The sequence below is a fragment of the Rhodococcus wratislaviensis genome, assembly GCF_900455735.1.
In the GTDB taxonomy this organism is placed as follows: domain Bacteria; phylum Actinomycetota; class Actinomycetes; order Mycobacteriales; family Mycobacteriaceae; genus Rhodococcus_F; species Rhodococcus_F wratislaviensis.
Genome location: NZ_UAUI01000003.1, coordinates 172543 through 197918, shown reverse-complemented (window position 1 = coordinate 197918; position 25376 = coordinate 172543). Strand labels below are relative to the sequence as shown.

Below are 25376 nucleotides of genomic sequence, written 5' to 3'. Positions count from 1 at the left end.
GATTCATCTGACCTGGTCAGGGAGTGGCGCGAACACCGTCGCCCAGTCGTTCTCGATGCTGACCACCGTCCACCGGTCGGCCTCGGCCAGTTCGAGCGCCTGCTCGGCGCCCGCGACGTAGTCGAACTCGCGGGCGGCGTCGTCGTGGCGCAGCAACAGCCGCAACGACGGCCGGTCCGGTGCCTCCGCGAACTGGAGCATCGGGATGTCACCGTTGCTGTTTCCCGCCGCCAGCAGGGGCCGCCTACCGACCCGGTTCCAGATCTGCACCGGCTTCTCGGGTCCGTCGTCGAGAACGTCCGCCTCGGCTCTTCGGAAGATCGCCCCGCTGCGGCCGTCGTGATTCCAGACCAGTGACACCCCGCTGCCGATGACCCGTTGCCGCGGAATGCCGTAGACGTCGTGACTGATCGGCCGCATGAAATCGCGGCCGCCGCCGGACACGATGTAGTTCCGGAACTCGTTGACGGCCAGGTAGTCGAGCAACTCCACCATCGGCGCGTAACTGCACCCCAGGTAGTCCCGGTCGAGGGTGGGATGCCGGGCGGTGCGCAGGAACTGGTCCGCCCGGGCCTCGAACTCCTCGACGGTCACGTCGGCGAACGCGGCCAGCACACCTGCGGCGAGTACTCTCACCCCGCTGTCGTCGCCGTTGTAGTGCTGCGTGATGACGTCGTTCAACCAGCCGTAATCCTGTGTGTAGGCGGCCTGCCAAGGCTGACGGGTGCGAAGATCCTGATCGTGCTCGGCCATGACGACGAGCCGGCGCAGGATGAAGTCGAGCTGAATGGGCATCGGCTTCTCACACCACAGCGTGCCGTCGTTGTCGAAGACCGCGATTCGATCCTCGACGGGGACGTCCTCCGCCGTCACACGCCCGACGAATCCCAGGATGGCCGACTTGCCGGCACCCTCACGCCAGCTCGGAAGGGGTTCTGTCATGGCGCTTCCGCTCTCACTCGCGCGAGAGCATGGCGGCGGCTTCGCGTTCGAGATCGACGAACGGTTCGCCGCTGACGTCGATCGCGACCCGGTTCAACGTCCCGCCGGTGAAGGCCCACGGCGATGTACCCGGGTAGTCGTCGGTGACGGGTTCGCCGCTGTCCCGGCCGGCATTGAGGCCCTCGCCGCCGCCGATGCTGAACTTGCCGGGCTGGGTCCGGATCCGACCTTCACCGACCTTGCGGTCGCCGTAGTAGAGGCTCAGGACCCCCCGGGCGGTACCGGGCGGGTCCTCACCGTCCTTCTCGAACGACGCAGCCAGGATGAGGTTCTCTCCGGTCGGCAGGTCCTCGGTCGCGTCGATCTTCTGCTGTTCGCTGCCGAGGAAGTTGTACACGTAGTGCAGCCGATTGTCCTTGACGTAGAGCGAGTGCCCACCGAACCTGCCGCCGTGGGAGAACAGCACCCCGGCAGCACCCGGTTCGGGGAGGTCGACGAGCGCCCCGATCGAGAAGGAGCGGTTGCGAAGGTTGACGGCCACCGCCTCGGGTACCTCGGCGCCACCGGGTCGGTACACGTAGCGATTGCGCGGGGGCGCGAGCTGGGGGCGCGGGGTGGTGAGCAGTTCGACGCCGGAGCGGTCGTCGAGCGGCAGCGCCTGGTTCGCACCTGCCTCGTGGAACCACAGGCCGACGAGCTCGGCGAGCCTGCCTGGTTCCGACTCGGCGAGGTCGTGGAGTTCGGAGCGGTCAACCTGAGTGTGGTAGAGCTCCCAGGTGTCTTCCGGGAAGTGACTCCACCCGCTCAGTGTCGGGTGGGTGGTGACGGCCTTCCAGCCGTCGTGCCAGATGCCCCGCCCGCCGAGCATCGAATAGAACTGGGTGTGCTTGGCGGTGGGGATGTTTCCGGCGTCGAAGCTGTAACGCATGCTCACGCCCTGAATCGGGTGCTGGGTGTAGCCCTTCACCGTGTCGGGAAGTTCGACACCGAGGCAGTCGAGCAGGGTCGGGACGATGTCGATGGCGTGGTGGTACTGGTCGCGGGTTTCGCCGCGAGCCTCGATCCCGGCCGGCCACGACATGATGCACGGGTCGGACGTGCCGCCGTTGAAGGAGTAGCGCTTCCACATCTTGAACGGGCTGTTGAACGCCATCGCCCACCCGTTCGGGTAGTGGTTGTAGGTCTCGGTGCCGCCGAGCTGGTCCAGCTTGGCCAGGTTCTCGGCGAGATCGTCCGGCACGTTGTTGGCGATCTTGTTCTCGTTGACCGAACCGTTGGGGCCGCCCTCACCGCTGGCGCCGTTGTCGGAGACAACCACGACGATGGTGTTCTCGAGCTGTTCGATCTCCTCGAGGTAGGCCAGCAGTCGGCCGATCTGGTCGTCGCAGTGCGAGAGGAAACCGGCGTACACCTCGGCCATGCGCGCGAAGAGCCGCTTTTCGTCGTCGGACAGGGTGTCCCAGGGGCGCGTGAAGTCCAGCGGTGGGAACGGCTGGCCGTCTGGTCCGGTGCGGGTTTCCGGGGTGCCGATCGGATTGAGCGGCGGCAGTTCGGTGTCCGGGGGTACGAGGCCCATCTCCTTCTGCCGGGCCAGGGTCCGCTCGCGCATCGCTTCGTAGCCGTCGTCGAATCTGCCGCGATAGCGGTCGGCCCACTCCTGCGGAGCGTGGTGGGGTGCGTGCGCGCAGCCGGGCGCGTAGTACAGGAACACCGGCCGGTCCGGGGCGATCGCCTTGACGTCGCCGAGGTATTCGAGCGCATGGTCGGTGATGTCGACGCTGAAGTGGTAGCCCTGCTCCGGGGTGGCGGGCTGCTCGACGGGATGGTTGTCGTGCACCAGATCGGGATACCACTGGTTGGTCTCGGCACCGAGGAAGCCGTAGAAGCGCTCGAAGCCGCGGCCGACCGGCCAGTTCCGTTTGGTCGACGCCAGGTTCATCTCGTCCTCGGCGCACAGGTGCCACTTGCCGACCATCGCGGTGCTGAAGCCCTGCTCGACCAGGATCTCGGCGAGGGTGGCGCATTCGGGAGGGATGTGACCGTTCCCGCCGGGGAAGCCGACCGCGCACTCGCTGATGCACGCCATCCCGTTGGTGGTGTGGTTCCGCCCGGTGAGCAGGCAGGATCGTGTCGGGGAACACAGGGCGGTGGTGTGCCACTGGCCGTACCGCAGCCCGTTCGCGGCAATCCGGTCGATGTTCGGGGTCTCGATCGGCCCGCCGTAACAGCCCATCGCACCGAAACCGACGTCGTCGAGCACGATGTAGAGGACGTTCGGTGAACCGGGCGTCGCCTTCGGTTGCTCGTACGGACCCCAGTCCGGGATCGAGTCACGAATATCGAGATTGACGACACCTCTGAACGGCTTGGCCATGACGAACTCCTCGAATGGGTCCACCCCCACCTTCCACCAAAGCACTACCGACCGGTGGCTGACTAGGGGTGCGGCCGAAAAGTCCGACTGCGCCGGAACGGGATTCCGCTAGCGGCGACCGCGGGCGGCCAGCGCGTTGACGAACACGTTGGCGATGTCGGCGGGATCCTTCGCGACATAGCTCGACCCTCCGGTCACCCGCGAGATCTCGGCGAGCGTGACCGCGTCGGCGTCATCGGTGATGCCGATCGTCACGATGATGACGGGGCGTGCCGGATCCATCTCACGCTGCAGGATGCTCAGGAGCTGTTCCTTCGTGATGGAGTCCGGATCCTCGTTGGCGCCGTCGGTCAGGATGATCACACTGTTCACGGCGCGCGGGTCGTATGTCTCCTGCACCGTCCGGAACGCGGCGAGCGTCGTGTCGTACAGACCGGTGCCGCCGCCGATCAGCGCGTCGACCTTCCCCGCCTGCTGCGCCATCAGCTGGCGCTGAGTGAGTCCGTCGACCACCGTGTCGTAGCGGCGGATCGGGACCATCTCCTTGTAGTCCTGCGGTCCCCCACCGAGCCCCTGCGAGAACGCCCACAACCCGGCGGACACGCTGTCCGGGAACATCGCGTTGCCGGCGAGTGCGGCGTCGACCGTGAGGTCCATGCGTGACCGGTTGCCTGCGGGGGTCTCCATCGACCCCGACACGTCGATCGCGACGAGCGTGCGGATCGGCAACGCCATCAACGCCCAACCACCGAGGGCGTCCTGTAGCGCCGTCTCGTCCTCGAGCGCCAGCTTGGTGACCCGGCCGACGCCGCGACCGTCGGCGGGCGGACTGCCGTCGGGTCCGCGGAATCCGTTCTCCGCGAGTACCGCGCGGGCATCCTCACCGCCCAGAACAGCGGCGACGGCACGTGCCACCTGGGTGGCCCTGTAATGCCGGTCGGGTGCGGGCGAGGTGACGACGAGCGGGAAGTTCATGAAGTTGCTGCCCGTCGGCGGCACCGTCGCGGTGAGCGTGCGCGCGCCGTCGCCGTCACCGGAGAAATCGAGCACGGATTGTTCGGTGGCCACGGCGACTCCACCGTTGTCGACGACGCCGTGGAGCATCTCCTCGCCGATGGGCTCGTCCGCGGTGCGCGCACTCTCCTCCTGTGCGAGCGGGACCAGCGCCGCCCGCACGGTTCCCGCGGACACGGGGTCGGCCTGACCTTCGGCCAGCGCGGCATTGATCGGGGCCTGCGCGACCCCGGTCACGAGGGGGTTGCCCAGCTGGATGTTCTTGATCTGGAGGGCGGCGAGCCACGTCGGCGACGTGGGCGCGTCCTCCTCCCGCGACGCCAGGACGACAGGCGAGGATGCGATCGACCCCGTCATCACCTCGACGGGGCCGGCCGCGGTGAGCGCCGCCTTGCCCACCCACGCCCCGGTGTCGGGGATCCAGAGGTCGGGGGCGTCGGTTCCCTTACCGAGTCGTCCCGCGATGTCGCCGGACGTCGCTGCGCTGACGGCAACGTTCGCGCAGCCCAGGTCGGTGTCGTTCACTTCGCCGAGAATGCTGCTCAGGGCGGGCGCGATGCTCGGGTCCGCGGCGAGGGTGTAGTCGGTGACCTGATCGCAGTCGTCCGCCCAGGAGCGGACTGCCTGAACGACGACGACCACGGAGGCCACGAGCCCGATCACGACGGCAGCGCACACCGCGTAGAACCCGGGCGAGCGACCACCGCGCTCCGGCCCCGCGCTCGAATGCCGCCCTCCGGCCATCGCCTGCCTCCCCTAACATTTCGGTCACGAGACGACCACCGACACACCCGGACCGAATATGATCCGGCCCACATCGTAGCGAACGGTGCAGCGTACGACGCTGCGCCGGTGACGGGCGCCCGGATCAGGGCCACGTCAGCGATCGGGTTGCGCGACCTCGAGCCGGCGGGCCACGAGCGCCGCCTGGATCTGCCGCAACCCGGACGGGCGCGTCGGGTCGCAGCCCGTCAGCTGCGCCACCCGCTTGAGCCGGTAATCCACCGTATTGGTGTGAAGGTGCATCTGCTTCGCGGTGCGCTGCCGATTGAGGTCGTGGCCGATGTGCACCTCGAGCGTCTCGATCAGTTCGGGTGAGCCCTGCAACGGTTCGAGGAGTCGCGCCAGGTGGGTCCGGCCCGGCCCGGGCCTGGTGAGCTGGTATTCGAGCGCCAGATCGTCCATCTCGTAGAGACCCGGTTCGAGCGCCAGCTGATCGGCCAGGTCGAGGAGTTCGTGGACCTGGTCCGCCGCCGCGGGGATACCGGCGGTGCGAACCCGGGTTGCCGTGGCGGTGAGCGGAACCCCGGCTGCCGCTCCGATGCGGTCGAGCAGGGAGACCATCCACGTCCGTTCGGGCGAACCCGGCAACAACAGTGTTCCGCCGTCCGGGCTCAGCGAACACAGGGCGGCACCGCCCGAGGCGTCCGCCAGCTCGATCTGCAACCGCCGGAGCTTCTGCCGGGCGACGACGGCTTTGCGCCGGTGGGTCACGGCCTCCGTGGGATGCGACGGAATCGACAGCCCCAGGACCACGTACTCGTCGGCCAGCTCCACGCCCGCGTGCCGCGCGGCGGTCGCCGCCTTTCTGCCGCTGAGCAGCGCCGTCACGAGGTTGACCGCGGCACCGTCCCGTTCGCTGTTGACCGCTTCGAGTTCCTCCACGTAGCTGGTCGTGGCGGCGACGGTCACGCATTCGAGGAGGGTGAACATCACCTTCTGGATGACCAGGAGTTCGGGCAGGTCTTCCTCTCGGGCGTTCGAGGCGACGAGGTCCCCGGCCTCCTGAATGCCTTCGTGGAGAATGCGGAGCACGAGCTTCAACGGGAATCCCTCGCGGGCCCAGCGCGCGGAACTGTTGCGCACCTCCGCGAGGTCCTCGTCCGTCGGGCTGATGCCTTCGTCGAGCATCTGGATACCGAGACCGAGGCAGACGATCGTGAAATCCATGACGTCGCTCTGCAGTTGTTCGCCGGGAAGCGAACCGCACGGGGTCACGTTGTCGGCGAAATGCCGGACCAGCTTCTGTGCGACCGTGAGTGTGTCGCGCAGCGGCGCGGAGGCGGGCCTGCCGTCGACGAGGATCTGCGAACCCGCCCCCGAACTATGAGTCGTCATGGATCTGATCACTCCCATATGTGGATGACACCGAACTCCCGCACCATCGACATCACGCAATCATAACGAGGGTCCGCTTCTGTCACCGTTGTATCACGACAGCGCCCTGTCCAGGGCGAATACGGCCCGTCAGTCCTCCTCGGCGACCCGGACCACGAGCTTGCCGAAGTTGCTGCCCCGGAGCAGACCGATGAACGCCGCAGGCGCGTTCTCGAGCCCGTCGACGATGTCCTCGCGGTAGGCGAATCGGCCCTCCCGGATCCACCCGGACACATCGCGCTGGAAGTCCGCGTACATTTCGGAGACGAACTCGCGCTGGATGAATCCGCGGATCGTGAGGCTCTTGACCAGCACCCGGGTGAAGAACCCTGGTAGCCGATCCGGGCCATCGGGGGTCTCGGTGTCGTTGTACTGCGCGATGAGGCCGCACACCGGAACTCGCGCATACAGGTTGAGCAGCGGCAGCACGGCCGCGGCCACCGCACCGCCGACGTTCTCGAAGTAGACGTCGATGCCGTCGGGGCACGCCGCGCGCAGTTCCTCGGCGAAGTTCGGGGACCGATGGTCGACGGCGGCGTCGAATCCGAGTTCGTCCAGCAGGTACGCACACTTCTCCGGTCCGCCCGCGATCCCGACGGCCCGGGCGCCCTTCAGTTTCGCGATCTGCCCGACTGCGGAGCCGACCGGACCGCTGGCCGCCGCGACGACCACCGTCTCGCCTGCCTTCGGCTGCCCGATCTTCAACAGGCCGGAGTACGCGGTGAATCCGGGCATGCCGAGAACTCCGACGGCGGTGGACAGCGGCGCGGTGTCGCGGTCGAGTGCACGGAGGTGATTGCCGTCGACCACTGCGTGCGACTGCCAACCCGCGTACCCGAGAACGTAGTCACCGGTTGCGAAGTCCGGGTGCCGGGACTCGACGACCTGTCCGACGGTGCCGCCGACCATGACCTCGTCGATCTCGACGGGGTCGGCGTAGGACTCCGCGGCACTCATCCGGCCGCGCATGTACGGGTCGAGGGACAGGTAGATGACGCGGATCAGCACCTGACCTTCGGCGGGATCGGGGAGGTTCACCGCCTCGAGCCGGAAGTTGTCGGCGGTGGGCGCGCCGTCCGGCCGCGAGGCGAGGACGATTCGGGTGCTCTGAACGATGCTCTCGACACTCACTGTGCGCCTGCCAATCCGTGTTGGGCCGGTATCGCACGCCACCTTACCGATTTCAGAACAGCTGCTTCTTCTGCACCTTGCCCATCGCGTTCCGCGGAAGCGACTCGACCACACGGATCTCGCGGGGCCGCTTGTGCACCGACAGTTCGGTGGCCACGTGCTCGATCAGCTCGGTTTCCGAGACGTCGTCCCCCACCACGAAGGCCACCAGCCGCTGACCGAGGTCCGGGTCGGGAAGGCCGACGACCGCGGCTTCCCGGACGCTCGGGTGGCCGAGGAGAGACGTCTCCACCTCCCCCGCGCCGACGCGGAATCCACCCGACTTGATGAGGTCCGTGGATTCGCGGCCGACGATACGGTGGAATCCCTCCGGGTCGATGACGGCGACGTCGCCGGTCTTGAAGAAGCCGTCGTCCGTGAACGATTCGGCCGTCGCGTCGGGCCGGCCCAGGTAGCCGTCGAAGAGCATCGGGCCGCGCACCTGCAGACCGCCGATGGATTCGCCGTCGTGGGGGACGTCGCCGCCGCGCTCGTCGCGCAGCCGGGTCTCGACGCCGCGGACCGGCACCCCCACCCACCCCGGGCGACGCTCGCCGTCCGCCCGGGTGCTGAGCGTGAGCATCGTCTCGCTCATGCCGTACCGCTCGATGGGTGCGAGCCCGGTCAGCTCGTGCAGCTTCTCGAACACCGGCACGGGCAGCGGGGCGCTGCCCGACACCAGCAGGCGCGCACCCGACAGCGCGCGCGCCGACTCGGGATCGTCGGCGATGCGACCCCACACGGTGGGGACACCGAAGTACATCGTTCCGTGTGCCGCGGCGTAGGCCGCCGGGGTGGGTTTGACCGTGTGGACCAGACGGCTGCCGATACGCAACGGTCCCAGCACACCGAGGATGAGGCCGTGAACGTGGAACAGTGGAAGTCCCTGCACCAGTGTGTCGTTGCCGGTCCACTGCCAGGCGTCGGCGAGGGCATCGAGGCCGGCGGCGATGGCCTTCCTGCTGATCAGCACGCCCTTGGGCGGTCCCGTGGTGCCGGAGGTGTAGAGCACGAACGCGATGGAGGACTCCGGCGGTTCCGGGTAGCTGTGCCACGACCGGGCGTGGACGCGGACCGGAACGACGGGCAGGCCCGCCGTGTCCGCGGGCGACTCGCCGAGCCACGCCTGCACGCCGGAGTCGCGCAGGATGTGCTCGAGTTCGGCGGGGCCGGAATCGGGCGGCACCGGCACCGCGGTCACACCGGCGATGAGGCAGCCCACGACGGCGAGGACGGTGGTGACGGTGGGGGTGGCGAGGATCGCGACCCGATCCGCGCGTGCCACACGCTCGGCCACGGATGTCGCCGCACCGAGCACATCACCGCGCGACAGGCTGGTGTCGCCGATCCGAATGGCATCGGGAATGTCGTCGCCCTGGGCGACGGCCAGAGGATTCAGAGATCGCAGCAGCACACGGTCAGCTTCTCACAGGGCCCGGACGGGCTCCGGTGGGTCTCCCGGTGGCGGACTGACGGTGGCCAGTGCCGCACCCAGCAGCGCCCCGGTCAGCACAGCCAGTCCGTGGGCGTCGTCGACGACCACCAGCAGGACACCGGCGAAAACGATGCCGCCGCTCGCGGCGAGTGCGCGCCACTCCTTGGACTGCATCACCACCAGACCGGCGAGGGACGCGGCCAGCGCGAGCGTGGCACCCGAGTTGCCCGCCCCGGGCGACGGGAACAGGAACGCGGTGAACAGGCCGAAGATGATCTGGCTCGCCACGAACAGCAGGACGGCCCGCACTCCACCCCAGACCCGGACCGCGAGCGGGGCGACCCAGGCGAGAACGAGCAGATTCACCGCGGTTCCGGCCAGTCCCCCGTCCTGCACCGCAACCGAGGTGACGATCCGCCACCACTGGTGGTCCCGGATCTGGGTGGGGTCACGCTCGAGGGCGTCGAGGACGGCGGGGACGACGATCTGCAGCAGCGACGGCACGGCGATCAGCAACCACAGCACCACCGCGGTGCGCGGCGGACGGGTGAGCCGGACCTCGCCGATGCGCGTCGAACCGAGCAGCGTCGCGAGCACGAGAACGACGGCGAAGAGGACCGCGCTGGTCCATCCCCCGCCTGAAGTCGTCACCGCGAAACTCTACAACGACGCACCCCGCGGGAACCGATCCGCGACAACGCCGGTCAGTCCCGGGTGACCACCGAGCGCAGGAAGAACCGCAGGTTCGAGGGACGCTCGGCCAGTCGCCGCATGAAGTACGCGTACCACTGACTTCCGTACGGCACGTACACCCGAACCTGCTTGTCCTCGTTCGCGAGCCGCCGCTGTTCGACGTCCCGGATCCCGAACAGCATCTGATGCTCGTAGGCGTCCGGGGCGCGGCCGGTGCGCCCGACCAGCGGGGCGACCGCGTCGATGACGGCCGGATCGTGCGAGGCCACCATGGGGTACCCGGCGCCTTCCATGAGGATCCCCAGGCATCGCAGATACGACGCGTCCACGGCGGCGCGGTCCTGGAAGGCCACGGACTCGGGTTCCCGGTACGCGCCCTTGCAGAGCCGGACCCTCGAACCGGGGCCGGCGAGGGCACGGCAGTCGTCCTCGGTACGTCGCAGATACGACTGCACCACCGCACCGAGCCAGGGATAGTCGTCGCGGAGTTCGTGCACGATCGCCAGCGTCGAATCGGTGGTCGTGTGGTCCTCGGCGTCCACGGTGACCCACACCCCTGCCGCCTCCGCGGCGGCGCAGATCGTGCGGGCGTTGTCGGTGGCGATCCTGCGACCGTCGCCGGCGAGGGCCTGACCGAGCGCCGACAGTTTCATCGATACCTCGAGGCGGCGAACACCCGAAGTCCCGTCCGCCGCTTCGGGTAGGGCACCGAGATCGGCGACGAGCGCCAGATACTCGTCGACCGTCGCCTGGGCTCCCTCGGCGTCACGCGTGTCCTCACCGAGAAAGTCGATCGACACCGATCGGCCCGAATCGAGGATCTCCCGGACGGCCGCGAGCACCGATTCCCGGCTCTCTCCGGCAACGAAGCGGTCGACGAGTTTCCGGGTGACCGGGGCGCCGGTGACCGCCCGCTTGACCCGGGACGACCGGGCCGCCGCGAGGATCGCCGGGCGCAGCGGATTCGCCAGAACCGGTGGCGCTTTCATTCCGACCCCATGTGCGGATAGCGGTAGTCGGTGGCCGGGACGAACGTCTCCTTGATGGTGCGGGCCGACACCCACCGCAGCAGGTTGAGCTTGGACCCGGCCTTGTCGTTCGTGCCCGAGGCGCGGGCTCCGCCGAACGGCTGCTGCCCGACGACGGCACCGGTCGGCTTGTCGTTGACGTAGAAGTTTCCGGCGGTGAACCGGAGAGCAGACGTTGCCTGCTCGACGGCCTGGCGGTCGTCGGCGATCACCGCACCGGTCAGCGCGTACGGGGCCGCCGAATCGACCTTGGCGAGCACGTCGGCGAACGCGTTCGGGGCCGAGTCGTCGTACACGTGCACCGTGAGGATCGGCCCGAAGTACTCGGTGGTCATCGCCTCGTCGGCGGGGTCGTCCGCGAGGAGCACGGTGGGGCGGACGAAGTAGCCGACGCTGTCGTCGTATTTGCCGCCGACAGCGATCTCCAGGCCGGCAGCGCTGCGGGCGCGTTCGATGGCCGCGACGTTCTTGTCGTATGCGCGCCGGTCGATGAGGGCGCCGCCGAAATTTTCCAGATCCGTCACGTCACCGTAGGTGAGGGCATCGACTTCCGCGGTGAACGTGTCCCGCATCCGCCGCCACAGCGATTTCGGGACGTAGGCGCGGGAGGCGGCCGAACATTTCTGGCCCTGGTATTCGAACGCTCCGCGGACCAGCGCCGTCCGCAGTACGTCCTCGTCGGCCGAGGCGTGCGCGACCACGAAGTCCTTGCCGCCGGTCTCCCCCACCAGCCGGGGGTAGCCGGCGTACTTCCCGATGTTCGCGCCCACCTCGCTCCACAAGTGCTGGAACGTCCGGGTCGAACCCGTGAAGTGGATACCCGCGAGGCGGGGGTCGCTCAGCAGCACCTCCGACACCGCCTGCCCGCTGCCGGTGAGCAGATTGATCACGCCGGGAGGCATTCCCGCGGCCTCGAGCAGTTTCATGGTCCAGTACGCGGCGACGGTCTGCGTCGACGACGGCTTCCAGATCACGGTGTTGCCCATCAACGCAGGCGCGGTCGGCAGATTGCCCGCGATCGCGCTGAAATTGAACGGCGTGATGGCGTAGACGAAGCCCTCGAGCGGACGGTATTCGAGCCGGTTCCACACACCCGGTGACGAGATCGGCTGGTCGGCGAGGATCTGGCGGGCGAAGTGAACGTTGAAGCGCCAGAAGTCGATCAACTCGCACGGTGCGTCGATCTCCGCCTGCTGGACCGACTTCGACTGGCCGAGCATCGTCGCCGCCGCGAGCGTCTCGCGCCACGGCCCGGACAACAGATCGGCGGCGCGCAGGATGACCGCGGCCCGGTCGTCGAACGAGAGTGCCCGCCAGTGCGGTGCCGCGGCCGTGGCCGCCTCGACCGCCGCCGACGCGTCGTCGTGGGTGGCGCTGCGCAGCGTGCCGAGCACAGCGGTGTGCCGGTGGGGTTGCACGACGTCGACGCGGTCCCCGTTGCCGTGCCGGTGTTTGCCACCGATCACGTGCGGGATGTCGACGGGATTGGTAGCGATGTCGGTGAGTGCGGATTGCACACGGGAACGTTCGGGACTGCCCGGCGCGTACGTGTGGACCGGCTCATTGGTGGGCACCGGAACCTGGGTGATGGCGTCCATGCTGCCTGCCTCCTGCCCTCAGATCGTGAGGAACTGTGACCGGGACCGCGGGCCGACGGGGACACCCGTCCGAGCGGAACCCTTGAGCCCAGGTTAGCGCCGGACGGGGGTACTCATCCCGTTTTGACGCGCGGGTCGGCTGGCTACCATCGGCACATGGCCGAACGGAATCGCGTGTCACCCCGATCCGAGATCGTCGCGATTCCACTCCGCGGCCGGTTCATGGGGAACAGGGGCTGCCTGCACCGGGGGCACACCGTCGTGCGCAACCATGCAGGCAGGCGGTGGATCATCTGCGTCACCGACTACGCGGCCCGCACCGTCGACCAGTGGAGCGCGGGCCACTACACGGTCCTGTTCTTCCACGACGAGGCGGTCGCCCTCGCGGCCGGGCACCGGCCGTGCGCCCTGTGCCGGCGCGAGCGGTACAACGACTTTCGCGTCGCGTGGCAGTCGGCCAACGGGGGTGGACTGCCCGGCGCGGAGGAGATGGACGCCCGGCTGCACGGGGAGCGGCTGATCGGTTCTCACCAGCGGACGTACGAGGCCGCGTGGTCGTCGTTGCCCGACGGCGCCTTCGCATTGTCGGACGGCGGACCCGCGGTCGTGCTGGGGGACACCGTCGTCCCGTGGTCGACCGAGGGATACGGGATCCCGGCGAACCGGCCGACCGGCACCGCGACCGTCCTGACACCGCCGTCCACCGTCGCCGTCCTCGCCGCCGGCTACCGACCGGACATCGCGTAGTTCGCCGCTACACGTCGCGCGCGTTCGACACGAGTTGATGGACGTCCTGGTCGGTGGCACCGAGACCGAAACTGATGATCCGTTCGGGGTGGATGCGTATGGTCGGTCCGCCGAGATCGTTCGCCTCGGCGGCCTCGGCGTCGAGGGCCTCGGCGCGCCCGCGGATTTCGACGCAGCGGACCCGCCACGGGTCGACGGACGGCACGTCGTCCACGACGAAAGCCACCTTCCCGTTGTCGGCGACGTTGCGGAACTTGCGGCTCGCCGCCATGTTGTAGCCCTGGATGTCGATCGTGGACGTGCCGGCGTTGTAGTGGAAGCCGACGGGACTGACCTGCAAGGTTCCATTCGGCTGAACTGTCGCGAGCCGGCCCAGGCGTTGTGACGCCAGGTAGTCGAGTTCCTGCTGAGTGAAGGACATGAAATCAGGGTAAAACCTCGAGTGCGCTGCAGGTCAAGGTTCCGCCCGTCCCTCAGCCGAGGTCGTCGACTGCGCGCCGCGCTTCGTCGACGCGCCGCTCCGCCGCGTCGAGATCGCGTTCCCCCCGGTGCACTGCCTCCGCCGCGGCTTTCTCCGAGTTCCGGGTGAACTGCCGCTCCTGCTCGGCGTGTTCGAGTTCGGCGCGCAGTTCCTCGATCCGATGGTCGATCGCCCTCAGCGTCGACCGCGCCTGCTCCAGTTCCGTTCTCGCGTCGTTCAGTTCGCCGCGGACCTCGTCGGCCTGCGACATGACGTCCGCCAGTTCGGCCTCGGCCGCCGCGCGTTCGGCGTCGCGGTCGCGCTCCGCCGACTTCTTCTTCGACTTCTTCCCCGGCTTCTCGGCCGGGGGCGTGGCGGCAGGTTCGGACTTCACGCTCTTTCCCTGGACCACGGCGAGTCCGGCCGGACCGAAACCGCTGTAGCTCGCCGCCGTCACCACCCGGCCGCGCCGCACCTGTTCGGCGGTCTCGGCGTCGGCGAGAGCGGCGTGCAGCGTCTGGCCGACATCCCGCAGCGCGTCCTCCCCGACCGTCCGGCCTCGCTCGGCGGCGAGTTCACCGGCCTTGCGCGCCAACGCGCGCACCACCTGCTGCCGTTGCGTGTTCAGCCGCCGAAGGTCAGGGCCGGACAGGTGTCGCTGCGCGTCACGGAGGGCGTCCCCGAGGGTGAGGAGCGCGCCGATTTCGTCGGGCAGCTCGCGGGCGAGCAGGTTGACCAGCCAGCCGACGACGGTCGGCTTCCGCAGTTTCCCGATCTCGGTCGCCAGCGCGCGGTCCTTGTTCTCCCGCGCCGCGGTCACCTGCGCGGTGCGCGCCTCGACGAACTCACCGGGGTCGAGGCCGTACAGTTCGTCGGCGACGTCGTCGAGGGTCACGGCCCAATACTTGCACCGTGACCGCTCCGTCCGGGCCGACTCGGGTCAGACCAGTCGTTCTGCTGCGGCCGCGATGCGTTCGTCGCTGGCCGTGAGGGCGATGCGCACGTGAGTGCCCCCGCCGGGACCGTAGAACTCCCCCGGTGCCACGAGGATGCCGCGCTCGGCGAACCACTCGACGGTGTCCCGGCAGGCTTCGCCGCGGGTCGCCCACAGGTACAGCCCGGCTTCGGAGTTGTCGACGGTGAACCCGGCGCCGCGCACCGCTGCGAGGAGGATCTCGCGGCGACGGCGGTACCGCTCACGCTGCTCGTTCTCGTGGTCGTCGTCGCTGAGCGCGGCGGTCATCGCCGACTGGATCGGCAACGGCACCATCATGCCCGCGTGCTTGCGGACCTCGAGCAGTTCGGCCACCAACGCCGGGTCACCGGTGACGAACCCCGCGCGGTAACTCGCGAGGTTGGAGGTCTTCGACAGCGAGTGCACCGCGAGGAGCCCGGTGAGATCGCCGTCGTTCACCCGCTCGTCGAGGATCGAGAGGGCTTCGCCTTCCCAGCTCAATCCCAGGTAGCACTCGTCGGACGCCACGATGGCGCCGCGGCTGCGCGCCCAGTCGACCACCTTGCGCAGATGCTCGAGACCGAGCACCTTGCCGGTGGGGTTGGACGGCGAGTTCACGAATATCAGCGACGCGCCCTCCGGACCGAGCCGGTTGAGACCGTCTGCCCGGATCACCCGCGCACCCGCGAGGAGCGCTCCGACCTCGTAGGTCGGGTACGCCAGCTCCGGGATGACCACGAGGTCGTCGGCGCCGAGCCCGAGAAGGCGCGGCAGCCAGGCGATGAGCTCCTTCGTGCCGATCGCGGGCAGCACCGCTGCCGGATCGATTCCGGTGATTCCGTAGCGGCGACGCAGCGCCTCCACCGCGGCGTTACGCAGTTCGTCCGTGCCGTGCGTCGTCGGATATCCCGGAACCTCGGCGACCGCGGTCAGCGCGTCCTGGATGATCGGGGCAACCGGGTCGACCGGGGTTCCCACCGACAGGTTGACGATGCCACCCGGGTGGGCGAAGGCTTTCGCCTTCGCCGACTCGAGCGAGTCCCACGGAAAGTCGGGAAGTGCTGTGGCTACCGGGATACGAGGCACATCTAGTCCTCGCCCATGGGGGGCAGAGCCTTGACGAACGGCGGGTCGTAGTCGACCTTGCCCAGCTTCGCCGCGCCGCCGGGGGAACCGAGGTCGTCGAAGAAGTCGACGTTCGCGGCGATGTAGCCGTTCCACTGGTCCGGGACGTCGTCTTCGTAGAAGATGGCCTCGACGGGGCAGACGGGTTCACAGGCGCCGCAGTCCACGCATTCGTCCGGATGGATGTACAGCATCCGCCCGCCCTCGTAGATGCAGTCGACAGGGCATTCCTCGATACACGCCTTGTCCAACACATCCACGCACGGTTCAGCAATCGTGTAGGGCACTGCCGCTCTCCCTGCCTTTCTGACACGAGTAAGCACGAGGTACGGGCCGCTTGTACCCCGCGGAAGAAACTATTATCGCCTGCCCGGCGGACCTCTCTGCGGTGAGGGTTACCTGACCCGGCGCACCGCCGCGGGCAGCGGCGGCCGGGACGCGATCCACTGCTCGCCCTGTTTCACGGCTCTGACCAGCGCGCCCCGTTCGCCGAGATACCCGGCCACCACACCGACCACCGGGATGTTGCCCAGCAGTGAGTAGGTCGAGCCCGGCCCAGGACGCTTGTCGATTTCGTCACTGAGCGCGCGCACCGTGCGGGCAGTGCTCCACAGCGCTCCCATCAGCGCGAACGGGTGCCACATCGACGGGCCGTCCGCCGAATCGGATCGCGTCGTATCGGCGAGCACCGCAGGCGCGTCCGTCTCACGCCGGCAGAGCACGGACGCCAGCAGATCCACCTGCTCGGACCGGTTCGTCACGCCGTGTTCCCGGGCCACGGCGACGAGAACGACGGCCTGATTCGCGAACCCGAGCACGTCCTGGATCGGGAGCCGATTGAGAAGCACACCGAACATGCCAGGGAACGCGACCGCGATCGTGTTCAACGCGCCGATCCGCGTCACCCACCACCGTGCCCGCTCGTCGTCGCTCGCTCTCTCCCACGACGCCGTCCCCGGGAACTGCACGGTGTCGAGAACCCAGGCGATGCCGTCGAGCAGCGCCTCCGCGGTGCCCCGGTCCTCCGCTGTCGGGGTGAACGTCCGGCTCTTGATGCCGAACGGATCCGTGAGGGCCAGATCGAGCACGGGGTTGATACCCCGCGCGGCACGATCCAGGATGCCGACGACCTTGTCGTCGCCCAGCCGGTCCTTCTCGCTCATGCGGCCGGCGTCCTTCCCTCGCGTCGTGCGTGTGTGGTGGTGCGTTCGCGTGCCGGGCGGCCGATGCCCTCGGCGATGGCCCGCAGTTCGGCGACGGTCTTCTCGGATCCGTGCTCCGAACCCGCCATCCGGGAGATGGTCTCCTCCATCAGGGTGCCGCCGAGGTCGTTGGCGCCGCCCTGCAACATCACCTGGGTGCCGGTGACGCCCAGCTTGACCCAGCTGGTCTGGATGTTCGGGATCCGCCCGTGCAGCATGATCCGGGCCAGGGCGTGGACGGCCCGGTTGTCCCGGTTGGTCGGGCCCGGCCGCGACGCACCCGCCAGATACAACGGTGCGCTCTGATGCACGAACGGCAGCGGAACGAACTCGGTGAATCCGCCTGTCCGGTCCTGGATTCCGCGCAGCACCCGCAGATGCCCGACCCAATGCTTCGGGTTGTCGACGTGGCCGTACATCATCGTCGAACTCGACCGCAGACCCAGCTCGTGCGCCGTGGTCACCACCTCCACCCACGTCGCGGTGGGCAGTTTGCCCTTGGTGAGCACCCACCGCACCTCGTCGTCCAGAATTTCCGCGGCCGTGCCGGGAATGGTGTCCAGACCCGCCTCACGCAGTTCCGTCAGCCAGTCCCGGATGCTCTGCCCGCCGCGGGAGGCGCCGTTGACGATCTCCATCGGGGAGAACGCGTGCACGTGCATCGACGGCACCCGCGCCTTCACCGCACGCACCAGATCGGCGTACCCGGTGACCGGGAGTTCCGGGTCGATGCCGCCCTGCATGCAGACCTCCGTCGCGCCCGCGACGTGCGCCTCCCACGCCCGGTCCGCGACCTCGCCGGTGGACAGCGTGAACGCGTCCGCGTCACCCTTGCGCTGCGCGAACGCGCAGAAGCGGCAGCCGGTGTAGCAGATGTTGGTGAAGTTGATGTTCCGGTTCACCACATAGGTCACCTCGTCGCCGACGGCGTCCTTGCGGAGCGCATCCGCCAGCGCCACCATCGCCTCGAGCCCTGGACCCTCCGCCGTCGCCAACGCCAGGTACTCGTCGTCGGTGCAGCCCGCCGGGTCGCGCTCGGCGCTGCGCAGCGCCGCGAGGACGTCCGTGTCCACCCGCACCGGGCCGCTCAACTCCAGCACCTGCTCGCGGACGGTCTCCCAGTCCCCGAACGCGCTGCCCAAATCGCTGCGCGTCTCGGTGTTGCGGCCCTCGGTGTCGATCTCGGTGTTCAGATCCACCCGGCCGGCCGACTCCCAGGACTCGTCCGGCTCCTGCCACGGCAACCCGACCGGCGTCGTGTCGGGCTTCGCCAGCCCGGTGTGCGGGTCCGCGAGGGCCTGCACGTGCCCGGTGATCCGCGGATCGATCCACGGCGAGCCGGCCAGCACGAACTGCGGCTGCGCCGCCGTACGCTCGGTGAGCTCGAACCCGGCCTCCGCGGTGATCGCGGCCAGGGTGTCCAGGTTCGGCCACGGCCGCTCCGGGTTCACGTGGTCCGGGGTCAGCGGCGACACGCCACCCCAGTCGTCGACACCGGCACCCAGCAACGCCAGGCATTCGGTGTTCGACACCAGGTTGGGCGGCGACTGGATGCGCATCCCCGGGCCCAGCAGCAGCCGGGACACGGCGATGGTCGCGAGGAACTCCTCGAGACCCGCGTCCGGGGCATCGCGCATCGCGGTGTCGGGCTTGGCGAGGAAGTTCTGGACGATCACTTCCTGAACGTGCCCGAACGCCTTGTGCGACTTACGGATCGTCATGATCGATTCCGCCCGTTCCCGCACGGTCTCGCCGATGCCCACCAGAATGCCCGTCGTGAACGGCACACTCAACCGACCGGCGTCGGTGAGCGTGCGCAACCGTACCGCCGGATCCTTGTCGGGGCTGCCGTAGTGGCACTCACCCTTGTCGGTGAACAACCGGGTGGACGTCGTCTCGAGCATCATGCCCATCGACGGGGCCACCGGCTTGAGGCGGGAGATCTCCTCCCAGCTCATCACACCCGGGTTCAGGTGCGGCAGCAGCCCGGTCTCCTCGAGCACCCGGATCGACATCGCCCGCAGGTAGTCCAGCGTCGAATCGTAGCCCCGCTCGTCCAGCCACTGCTTGGCCTCCGGCCACCGATCCTCGGGACGGTCACCCAACGTGAACAGGGCTTCCTTGCAGCCCAATTCGGCGCCCTGCCGGGCGATCTCCAGCACCTCGTCCGGTTCCAGATACGCGCCGCGCCCCTCGGCCCGCAGCTTGCCGGGCACGGTGACGAACGTGCAGTAGTGGCACTTGTCCCGGCACAACCGCGTCAGCGGAATGAAGACCTTGCGCGAGTACGTGACAGCCTTGGGTCTGCCCGCCGCCAGCAACCCGGCGTCCCGGACCTTCGCCGCCGACGAACACAGGTCGGCCAGGTCGTCGCCGCGGGCCTGCAGCAGGGTCGTCGCCTCGTCCACGTTCAGAGTGGCGCCGTCGCGGGCACGTCGCAGCACCCGCCGCATAGCGGAGGCGGAAGGGGCCACTTCCTGCGCAGACGCGCCGGACGGAGCCGGCGCCGGGACACCGGGCATGGGAAGCATCGTGGGTCGGCCGGATTCTTCACCTGAATGGGTCACCCAGCGATCATGCGCCATCGATGACAACCGGTGCCACCCAGACTCCCGCAAGCCGTGCGGATCGCTACCCGCGGGGGTAGTCCTCGTCGACCGGGACCGCCCGGCTCTGTTCGGCCACGTCCGCCTCGTTCACCTCCAGCGACGACACTTCTTCGACCTCGTCGGAACTGTCGTCGTCCACGGCGAGTTCTTGCTCCAGCCGGTCTGCCTCGGGAACCTCCGGAGAATCGGCCGCATCGAATGACGTCATGTCTGCGCTCCTTTCACTTCGGGGGGTTCTCCCACGATAGGTCGGTTCTCGACAGAATGCCGGGGCACGGCCAAAGTGGGGGCATGAGTGTGCCCACCACCGTCACGATGGCAGACCCGCTGTGGCGTCCGAGCCCCAAGGCCAAGCAACTGTGGGCGATCAACGCCGCCCTCCTCTGGCTTCCGCTCTTCGTCGTGCAAGCCGTCGCTCTCGTCTTCCACTGGTGGCCCGTGTGGGTGCACGTCACGGTCCTCGCGGTAACAATCGTGCTCGCGATCCTCCACGTCGCCGTCGTCCCGCTGTGGCGGTACCGGGTGCACCGCTGGGAGATCAGCGACACCGCGGTCTACACCCGCAGCGGCTGGTTCACCCAGGAACGACGCATCGCGCCCATCTCCCGCATCCAGACCGTCGACACCGAACGCGGGCCCATCGACCGGATGCTGGGGCTGGCGACCGTCACCGTCACCACGGCGTCGTCCGCCGGTGCCGTCAAGATCTCCGCGCTCGATCAGGACACCGCCGACCGCACCGTCGCGCGGCTCACCGAGATCGCGGGCACCAATGTCGGTGACGCCACATGAGTGCGGCACCGGAACCGGGAATCGCTCCCCCCATCGCGCACGGCGAGGCCGCGGTCGCCGCCGAGGAGGAACAGCCCTGGTTGCGCCTGGACCGCCGGATGCTCCTCGTCCACCCTGTCAACGAGATCGTCAAACTTCTGCCCGTGTTGCTGATTTCGCTGGTGATCGGCACCCAGAGCGGCAACCATGTGTGGAGTCTCGTCGCCCTCGTCGCGTTCGTGGTGTTCGGCATCTCGCGGTGGTTCACGACGAGCTACCGAATCGGCCCGGTCCACGTGCAACTGCGGCAGGGCCTGTTCCGCAAACGCCTGCTGTCGGTACCACGCAACCGCATCCGATCCGTCGACGTGGAGGCGGGGGTCCTGCATCGCCTGCTCGGACTGTCGATCGTGCGGATCGGCACCGGGCAGCAAGTGGGTTCCAAACCCGACGCGGCGAAGTTCGAACTCAACGCCCTCTCCACCGGGCTGGTTCCCGACCTGCGGGCCGCACTGCTCGCCCGCCGGCCCCCCACCGACGTCGAGCAGACCGCTGTCACGCAGGAGCCCGCGGTCACCGAGATCGGCCACTGGACACCGGCCTGGGTCCGCTACGCCCCGTTCTCGGTGACCGGCGTGGTGACCATCGCGGCGATCGTCGGTCTCGCGTTCCAGTACGGAATCGGCGCGAAGATCGCCCGCTCGTCGACGGTGGCCGAGGGCATCGAATCGGCCGAGCGCATCGGGATCGCCATCGCGGTCGTCGTCGGGATCGTCGTCCTCCTGATCGCCGCCAGCGCGCTGGCCTGCATCCGGTACCTCCTGACGTACGGCAACATGACGCTGACGGACAACGGCCGCACCCTGCACGTCAGCCACGGTCTGCTGAAGACCCGCCAGACCACCCTGGATCGCGCCCGCCTGCGCGGGACGACCCTCAAGGAGCCGCTCCTCCTCCGGCTCGCGGGCGGCGCCCGACTGGATGCCGTCATGACCGGCGTCAGCGCCGAGAGGCGGGAGTCCTCACTCCTGCTCCCCCAGGCTCCGCACGCGGAAGCGGAGCGGGTGATGGCCACCGTCATCGGCGACCACCGTCAGGCCGCGGTGCCGCTCACCCCGCACGGGCCGGTCGCCCAGCGACGGCGTTACACGCGGGCCCTGATCCCCGCCGAGATCGCGCTCGCCGTCGCCCTGGTCTTCGTGATCCTCGATCGGCCCGTGTTCTGGGCCGCGTGGGCCGCGATCGTCGCGCTCGCCGTCGGCGGCGTGGTGCTGGCCTGGGACCGGTACCGCGGCCTCGGCCATGCGGTGCTGCCGGGGTGGCTGATCACCCGCAGCGGCTCCCTCGACCGCGCCCGGGACAGTCTCGAAGCCGACGGGATCATCGGGTGGACCGTCCGTCAGACGTTCTTCCAACGGCGGGCCGGGGTGGCGACCGTCATCGCCGCCACTCCCGCGGGCACCGGAAAATACCTGGTGATCGACCTGCCCGCCGATCGGGCGTGGTCGCTCGTCGAGTCGGTGACACCCGGCGGAGGTGACGTGTGGGCGCGGCGCTGACCGACATCGCCGGTCTCGACGCCCAGCTGATCGAATGCCGAGCCTGCCCCCGCCTCGTCGAGTGGCGGGAGACGGTCGCACGCGAGAAGCGCGCGTCGTTCCGCGACGAAACCTATTGGGGCCGTCCGGTTCCCGGGTTCGGTCCACCTGATGCGTCCCTGCTGATCGTCGGTCTCGCCCCCGCCGCCCACGGCGCGAACCGCACCGGGCGCATGTTCACCGGCGACCGCAGCGGCGATTTCCTCTACGCCGCACTCCACGCCGTGGGACTCGCGAGCCAGCCCACCGCCACCCACATCGGCGACGGCCTCGAACTGTTCGGCGTCCGCATCACGTCCCCGGTGCACTGCGCGCCGCCCGCGAACAAACCCACCCCCGGCGAACGCGACACCTGCCGCCACTGGCTCGACGCCGAACTGCGCATCCTGCGACCCCACCTGCGGTCGGTGATCGTGCTCGGCGGATTCGGCTGGCAGTCGCTGCTCCCCGTCCTCGACGACGCCGGCTGGGCCGTCCCCCGGCCTCGACCCAAGTTCGGGCACGGCGCGCACGTCGAACTCCCCGGCGCCGACCGTCCCCTGCACCTGTTCGGCTGTTACCACGTCAGCCAGCAGAACACCTTCACCGGCCGGCTCACCCCCGCCATGCTCGAGTCGGTGCTGTCCGACGCCGCCCATGTCGCCGGGCTGATCGGGTGATTCCCCCACCCCGGACGAACGGGACGCCCGTTCGATCTGACGCAACGACCGTCCCGTTCGTCCGGCTACCGCCGGTTCGGGAGTTCCTCGATGATGTATTTGGCCATGCTGCCCAGCCGCGGGCGGGCGGGCTGCATGGTGTCGACGCCGAGGGCGGTGAGGGGCGAGGCCGTCACCGAGCCGACGCAGACGGGTGCGACCGGACCGTGGAACGCGTGCAGGAGGGCCTCCACTCGGTCGGTGTCCTTCGCGGTGCTGAGGAGGGACGACACGGCGGGCGCGCTGGTGAAGGTGACGGCGTCGACCTCGGCTCGGATGATCTGATCCAGCAGTGTCAGCAGCGGCTGCTGGTTCTCAGGTCTGATCCACCGGTACACCGACACGGCCGTGGTCTCGGCCCCGGCGCCGGCGAGGGAGACGCTGAGGTCGGTCATCGGTTCCCATTCGGTGATGGTGCCGTGCAACTGGACGGCGACGCGCAAACCACGCACACCCTCCGCGACGAGGTGTTCGTGCACCTCCTCGGACGATTCCGTCTCCGGCGACCACTCCTCGCGCAGGCCGGCGCCGCGGACGGCGCCCTTCGCCTTGGGACCGCGGGTGATGATCCGCGCCGACCGCAGGGCGGCGAGCAGTGCGTCCTCCTCGTCCCAGGCCCGCGCCGCGTCCAGCCACCCCCGGAACCCGACGGCGGTGCTGACGACGAGGAGGTCCGGCGGCGACGCGATGATGTCGGCGGTACGGGACCGAAGATCGGAGTCGTCGACGAGCGGCAGCACGTGGATCGCCGGTGTGTGGACGATGGCGGCCCCGTGCCGTTCGAGCAGGGTGATGAACTCGGCGGCCCGGCGTTCGGCGGTGACGGCGATGGTCAGTCCGGACAGTTCGTCATTCGACATTCCCCCAGTGTGACGGACGAATGAAACTAAGCTGCCCACATGATCACCGCTGTGCACACACTGGTCTACGCCGACGACGCCGAGGCGGCCCGCGACTTCTTCCGCGACGTGCTCGGCTGGTCACACGTCGACGCCGGCGGCGGCTGGCTGATTTTCCGCACCGGACCGTCCGAGATGGGTGTGCACCCCACCTCGGACGAGCGGGGCGGTGAGCCGTGGTCGACTCGGCCGCACCACGAAATCTCCCTGATGTGCGACGACATCGAGTCGACCGTCGCGGAACTCGAAGCCAAGGGCGCCGAGTTCACCCGCGGAATCCGCGACGACGGGTACGGCCTCACCACGTCCCTGAAGATTCCCGGGGCGGGCGAGATGATGCTGTACCAGCCTCGGCACCCGGTGGCGTTCGAGCGTTAGGCCTTCGCCTGCGCGCTGCTGCGCGCCGCATTGGCCTGTTCGCCCGCCTTCGGGTCGGTCTCCGACTGTTTCTTCCCGACCCCGTCGGCGATCCGATCGCCGAGGGTCTTGTCGACGTTGCGCCAGTACTCGAACGCCTTCGCCAGGACGGGTTCGCTGACGCCGTTCAGCAGATGGCCGACGATGTTGTCCACCAGGCGGTCACGGGCGGCGTCGTCGAGCACTTCCCGGACCATCGTCCCGGCCTGACCCCAGTCGTCGTCGTCCCTGTGGAGCGCGTAGGGCGAGCGGACCATGTCGCCGGCGCTGTACCAGGTGGCGGTCTCCCCCACCTGCGACGGGTCGGCGTGCGGGCCGCCCTTGGAATTCGGCACGTAGACCGGATCCCCGGGGTTGTGGTGGCGCATGTTGCCGTCCTTCGAGTACGAGCGGACGGGCACGTGCGGCCTGTTGACGGGCAGCTCCTTGTAATTCGCTCCGATCCGGTAACGGTGGGCGTCCGGGTAGGAGAACAGCCGGCCGATGAGCATCTTGTCCGGGCTCGGGCCGATGCCGGGGACCAGGTTGCTGGGCTCGAACGCGGCCTGCTCGATCTCACAGTGGTAGTCGGTGGGGTTGCGGTCGAGTGTCATCCTGCCGACGGGGATCAGCGGGTAGTCGCTGTGCGGCCACACCTTGGTGAGGTCGAACGGGTTGAACCGGTAGTCGTCGGCATCCTCGAACGGCATGATCTGCATGTTCAAGGTCCAGCTCGGGTACTGGCCGCCCTCGATGTGCTCCCACAGGTCTCGCGTGTGGTAGTCGGTGTCCATGGACGCCATCTGGTCGCCCTCGTGCTGCGTGAAGAACTCGATGCCCTGGTCGGTCTTGAAGTGGTACTTCACCCAGAACTTGTCGCCCGCGGCGTTCACCCACATGTATGTGTGGCTGGAGTACCCGTTCATGTGCCGCCAGGTGCGCGGGATGCCGCGGTCGCCCATGAGCCACGTGACCTGGTGAGCCGACTCCGGGGACAACGTCCAGAAGTCCCACTGCATGTCGTGGTCGCGGAGGTTGTTGTCGGCACGCCGCTTCTGCGACCGGATGAAGTCCTGGAACTTCATCGGGTCGCGCATGAAGAAGACGGGCGTGTTGTTCCCGACCATGTCGTAGTTGCCCTGGTCGGTGTAGAACTTGACCGCGAATCCGCGTGGGTCGCGCCACGTGTCGGGGCTACCGCGCTCACCGGCCACGGATGAGAACCTGATCAGCAGATCCGTTTTCTTTCCGGGCTGGAAGAGGTCGGCTTTCGTGTAGGCGGAGACGTCCTCGGTGACTTCGAACCGTCCGAACGCCCCGCCTCCCTTCGCGTGCGGTTGCCGCTCCGCAACGCGTTCGCGGTTGAACTGCGCCATCTTCTCGATCAGGTAGTGATCCTGGAGGAGGATGGGCCCGTCCGTCCCGATGGTGAGCGAATGTTCGTCACTCGATACCGGGATGCCGGCGTCGTCGGTCGTGAAGTTCTGATCTGCCATCGCGATGCT

Annotated in this window: 23 protein-coding genes; 5 read left to right on the top strand and 18 right to left on the bottom strand. The window is 68.7% G+C overall.

What is annotated here, in order from left to right; all coding sequences use genetic code 11:
* Nucleotides 1-3: 3 nt before the first annotated feature.
* The 9 genes from DTA22_RS08230 to pruA form a co-directional block, all read right to left on the bottom strand.
* Nucleotides 4-942, bottom strand: coding sequence for an HAD family hydrolase (locus DTA22_RS08230; protein WP_037231681.1), 939 nt, complete (start codon nucleotides 940-942; stop codon nucleotides 4-6).
* A 13-nt stretch (nucleotides 943-955) separates the two neighbouring features.
* Nucleotides 956-3316 carry an arylsulfatase gene (locus tag DTA22_RS08225; protein ID WP_037231704.1) on the bottom strand — a complete coding sequence of 787 codons (2361 nt, stop codon included), beginning with the start codon at nucleotides 3314-3316 and terminating at the stop codon, nucleotides 956-958.
* A 108-nt stretch (nucleotides 3317-3424) separates the two neighbouring features.
* Entirely contained in the window at nucleotides 3425-5074 is a 1650-nt protein-coding gene (locus DTA22_RS08220; RefSeq protein WP_112299148.1) for a substrate-binding domain-containing protein, read from the bottom strand.
* Between the two features lie 135 nt (nucleotides 5075-5209).
* The gene (locus DTA22_RS08215) at nucleotides 5210-6448 is read right to left on the bottom strand and encodes a PucR family transcriptional regulator (RefSeq protein WP_037231703.1); all 1239 of its coding nucleotides are present in this window, start codon (nucleotides 6446-6448) and stop codon (nucleotides 5210-5212) included.
* A 129-nt stretch (nucleotides 6449-6577) separates the two neighbouring features.
* Entirely contained in the window at nucleotides 6578-7618 is a 1041-nt protein-coding gene (locus tag DTA22_RS08210; protein WP_112299147.1) for an NADP-dependent oxidoreductase, read from the bottom strand.
* A 52-nt stretch (nucleotides 7619-7670) separates the two neighbouring features.
* Nucleotides 7671-9071 carry an acyl-CoA synthetase gene (locus DTA22_RS08205; RefSeq protein ID WP_112299146.1) on the bottom strand — a complete coding sequence of 467 codons (1401 nt, stop codon included), beginning with the start codon at nucleotides 9069-9071 and terminating at the stop codon, nucleotides 7671-7673.
* A 12-nt stretch (nucleotides 9072-9083) separates the two neighbouring features.
* Nucleotides 9084-9743: a rhomboid family intramembrane serine protease gene (locus DTA22_RS08200; protein WP_112299145.1), complete on the bottom strand. Its 660-nt coding sequence runs from the start codon at nucleotides 9741-9743 to the stop codon at nucleotides 9084-9086.
* 53 nt (nucleotides 9744-9796) lie between these two features.
* Nucleotides 9797-10774: a proline dehydrogenase family protein gene (locus DTA22_RS08195; protein WP_112299144.1), complete on the bottom strand. Its 978-nt coding sequence runs from the start codon at nucleotides 10772-10774 to the stop codon at nucleotides 9797-9799.
* Nucleotides 10771-12411 carry an L-glutamate gamma-semialdehyde dehydrogenase gene (gene pruA, locus DTA22_RS08190; protein ID WP_112299143.1) on the bottom strand — a complete coding sequence of 547 codons (1641 nt, stop codon included), beginning with the start codon at nucleotides 12409-12411 and terminating at the stop codon, nucleotides 10771-10773. The genes DTA22_RS08195 and pruA overlap by 4 nt, the downstream gene beginning before the upstream one ends.
* 156 nt (nucleotides 12412-12567) lie before the next feature.
* On the opposite strand from pruA, the gene DTA22_RS08185 reads away from it, so the two are divergent.
* Nucleotides 12568-13158, top strand: a complete 591-nt coding sequence (locus DTA22_RS08185; RefSeq protein WP_112299142.1) for a hypothetical protein — start codon at nucleotides 12568-12570, stop codon at nucleotides 13156-13158.
* A gap of 7 nt (nucleotides 13159-13165) precedes the next feature.
* Here the strand turns inward: DTA22_RS08185 and DTA22_RS08180 are convergent, their stop codons facing one another.
* From DTA22_RS08180 to DTA22_RS08150, 7 genes are all read right to left on the bottom strand, one after another.
* On the bottom strand, nucleotides 13166-13579 hold the full coding sequence (locus tag DTA22_RS08180; RefSeq protein WP_037231662.1) for a PPOX class F420-dependent oxidoreductase: 414 nt from the start codon (nucleotides 13577-13579) through the stop codon (nucleotides 13166-13168).
* A gap of 52 nt (nucleotides 13580-13631) precedes the next feature.
* Nucleotides 13632-14513 carry a hypothetical protein gene (locus tag DTA22_RS08175; RefSeq protein ID WP_112299141.1) on the bottom strand — a complete coding sequence of 294 codons (882 nt, stop codon included), beginning with the start codon at nucleotides 14511-14513 and terminating at the stop codon, nucleotides 13632-13634.
* A 45-nt stretch (nucleotides 14514-14558) separates the two neighbouring features.
* Complete coding sequence (gene dapC / locus DTA22_RS08170) at nucleotides 14559-15659, bottom strand: succinyldiaminopimelate transaminase (protein ID WP_112299140.1); 1101 nt, start codon at nucleotides 15657-15659, stop codon at nucleotides 14559-14561.
* Nucleotides 15660-15661: 2 nt separating this feature from the next.
* A complete protein-coding gene (gene fdxA / locus DTA22_RS08165; RefSeq protein WP_005263360.1) occupies nucleotides 15662-15985 on the bottom strand; it encodes a ferredoxin in 324 nt (107 codons plus the stop codon).
* A 108-nt stretch (nucleotides 15986-16093) separates the two neighbouring features.
* Entirely contained in the window at nucleotides 16094-16861 is a 768-nt protein-coding gene (locus tag DTA22_RS08160) for a hypothetical protein (RefSeq protein WP_112299139.1), read from the bottom strand.
* The gene (locus DTA22_RS08155) at nucleotides 16858-19485 is read right to left on the bottom strand and encodes a bifunctional FO biosynthesis protein CofGH (protein ID WP_112299138.1); all 2628 of its coding nucleotides are present in this window, start codon (nucleotides 19483-19485) and stop codon (nucleotides 16858-16860) included. Before DTA22_RS08155 ends, DTA22_RS08160 begins: the two co-directional genes overlap by 4 nt.
* Nucleotides 19486-19531: 46 nt before the next feature.
* Nucleotides 19532-19717, bottom strand: coding sequence for a hypothetical protein (locus DTA22_RS08150; protein WP_005239177.1), 186 nt, complete (start codon nucleotides 19715-19717; stop codon nucleotides 19532-19534).
* 83 nt (nucleotides 19718-19800) lie between these two features.
* On the opposite strand from DTA22_RS08150, the gene DTA22_RS08145 reads away from it, so the two are divergent.
* From DTA22_RS08145 to DTA22_RS08135, 3 genes are read left to right on the top strand one after another with little or no spacing between them, the layout of a single operon-like run.
* Nucleotides 19801-20301, top strand: a complete 501-nt coding sequence (locus DTA22_RS08145) for a PH domain-containing protein (protein ID WP_112299137.1) — start codon at nucleotides 19801-19803, stop codon at nucleotides 20299-20301.
* Nucleotides 20298-21839 carry a PH domain-containing protein gene (locus DTA22_RS08140; protein WP_112299136.1) on the top strand — a complete coding sequence of 514 codons (1542 nt, stop codon included), beginning with the start codon at nucleotides 20298-20300 and terminating at the stop codon, nucleotides 21837-21839. Before DTA22_RS08145 ends, DTA22_RS08140 begins: the two co-directional genes overlap by 4 nt.
* Nucleotides 21824-22537: a uracil-DNA glycosylase gene (locus DTA22_RS08135; RefSeq protein WP_112299135.1), complete on the top strand. Its 714-nt coding sequence runs from the start codon at nucleotides 21824-21826 to the stop codon at nucleotides 22535-22537. The genes DTA22_RS08140 and DTA22_RS08135 overlap by 16 nt, the downstream gene beginning before the upstream one ends.
* Before the next feature lie 65 nt (nucleotides 22538-22602).
* Here DTA22_RS08135 and DTA22_RS08130 read toward each other — a convergent pair whose 3' ends face one another.
* Nucleotides 22603-23436, bottom strand: a complete 834-nt coding sequence (locus DTA22_RS08130) for a uroporphyrinogen-III synthase (protein ID WP_112299134.1) — start codon at nucleotides 23434-23436, stop codon at nucleotides 22603-22605.
* A 39-nt stretch (nucleotides 23437-23475) separates the two neighbouring features.
* Between DTA22_RS08130 and DTA22_RS08125 the strand changes: the two genes are divergently transcribed.
* Complete coding sequence (locus DTA22_RS08125; RefSeq protein ID WP_037231636.1) at nucleotides 23476-23853, top strand: VOC family protein; 378 nt, start codon at nucleotides 23476-23478, stop codon at nucleotides 23851-23853.
* Here the strand turns inward: DTA22_RS08125 and DTA22_RS08120 are convergent.
* Nucleotides 23850-25367, bottom strand: coding sequence for a catalase (locus DTA22_RS08120; protein ID WP_037231634.1), 1518 nt, complete (start codon nucleotides 25365-25367; stop codon nucleotides 23850-23852). The genes DTA22_RS08125 and DTA22_RS08120 overlap by 4 nt on opposite strands.
* Nucleotides 25368-25376 lie beyond the last annotated feature (9 nt).

What these genes read in the sequence shown, in the direction of transcription:
- DTA22_RS08230 (WP_037231681.1), bottom strand. Translation starts at nt 942, where the DNA reads ATGACAGAACCCCTTCCGAGCTGGCGTGAGGGTGCCGGCAAGTCGGCC.
- DTA22_RS08225 (WP_037231704.1), bottom strand. Translation starts at nt 3,316, where the DNA reads ATGGCCAAGCCGTTCAGAGGTGTCGTCAATCTCGATATTCGTGACTCG.
- DTA22_RS08220 (WP_112299148.1), bottom strand. Translation starts at nt 5,074, where the DNA reads ATGGCCGGAGGGCGGCATTCGAGCGCGGGGCCGGAGCGCGGTGGTCGC.
- DTA22_RS08215 (WP_037231703.1), bottom strand. Translation starts at nt 6,448, where the DNA reads ATGACGACTCATAGTTCGGGGGCGGGTTCGCAGATCCTCGTCGACGGC.
- DTA22_RS08195 (WP_112299144.1), bottom strand. Translation starts at nt 10,774, where the DNA reads ATGAAAGCGCCACCGGTTCTGGCGAATCCGCTGCGCCCGGCGATCCTC.
- pruA (WP_112299143.1), bottom strand. Translation starts at nt 12,411, where the DNA reads ATGGACGCCATCACCCAGGTTCCGGTGCCCACCAATGAGCCGGTCCAC.
- DTA22_RS08185 (WP_112299142.1), top strand. Translation starts at nt 12,568, where the DNA reads ATGGCCGAACGGAATCGCGTGTCACCCCGATCCGAGATCGTCGCGATT.
- DTA22_RS08180 (WP_037231662.1), bottom strand. Translation starts at nt 13,579, where the DNA reads ATGTCCTTCACTCAGCAGGAACTCGACTACCTGGCGTCACAACGCCTG.
- DTA22_RS08160 (WP_112299139.1), bottom strand. Translation starts at nt 16,861, where the DNA reads ATGAGCGAGAAGGACCGGCTGGGCGACGACAAGGTCGTCGGCATCCTG.
- DTA22_RS08155 (WP_112299138.1), bottom strand. Translation starts at nt 19,485, where the DNA reads ATGGCGCATGATCGCTGGGTGACCCATTCAGGTGAAGAATCCGGCCGA.
- DTA22_RS08150 (WP_005239177.1), bottom strand. Translation starts at nt 19,717, where the DNA reads ATGACGTCATTCGATGCGGCCGATTCTCCGGAGGTTCCCGAGGCAGAC.
- DTA22_RS08145 (WP_112299137.1), top strand. Translation starts at nt 19,801, where the DNA reads ATGAGTGTGCCCACCACCGTCACGATGGCAGACCCGCTGTGGCGTCCG.
- DTA22_RS08140 (WP_112299136.1), top strand. Translation starts at nt 20,298, where the DNA reads ATGAGTGCGGCACCGGAACCGGGAATCGCTCCCCCCATCGCGCACGGC.
- DTA22_RS08130 (WP_112299134.1), bottom strand. Translation starts at nt 23,436, where the DNA reads ATGTCGAATGACGAACTGTCCGGACTGACCATCGCCGTCACCGCCGAA.
- DTA22_RS08125 (WP_037231636.1), top strand. Translation starts at nt 23,476, where the DNA reads ATGATCACCGCTGTGCACACACTGGTCTACGCCGACGACGCCGAGGCG.
- DTA22_RS08120 (WP_037231634.1), bottom strand. Translation starts at nt 25,367, where the DNA reads ATGGCAGATCAGAACTTCACGACCGACGACGCCGGCATCCCGGTATCG.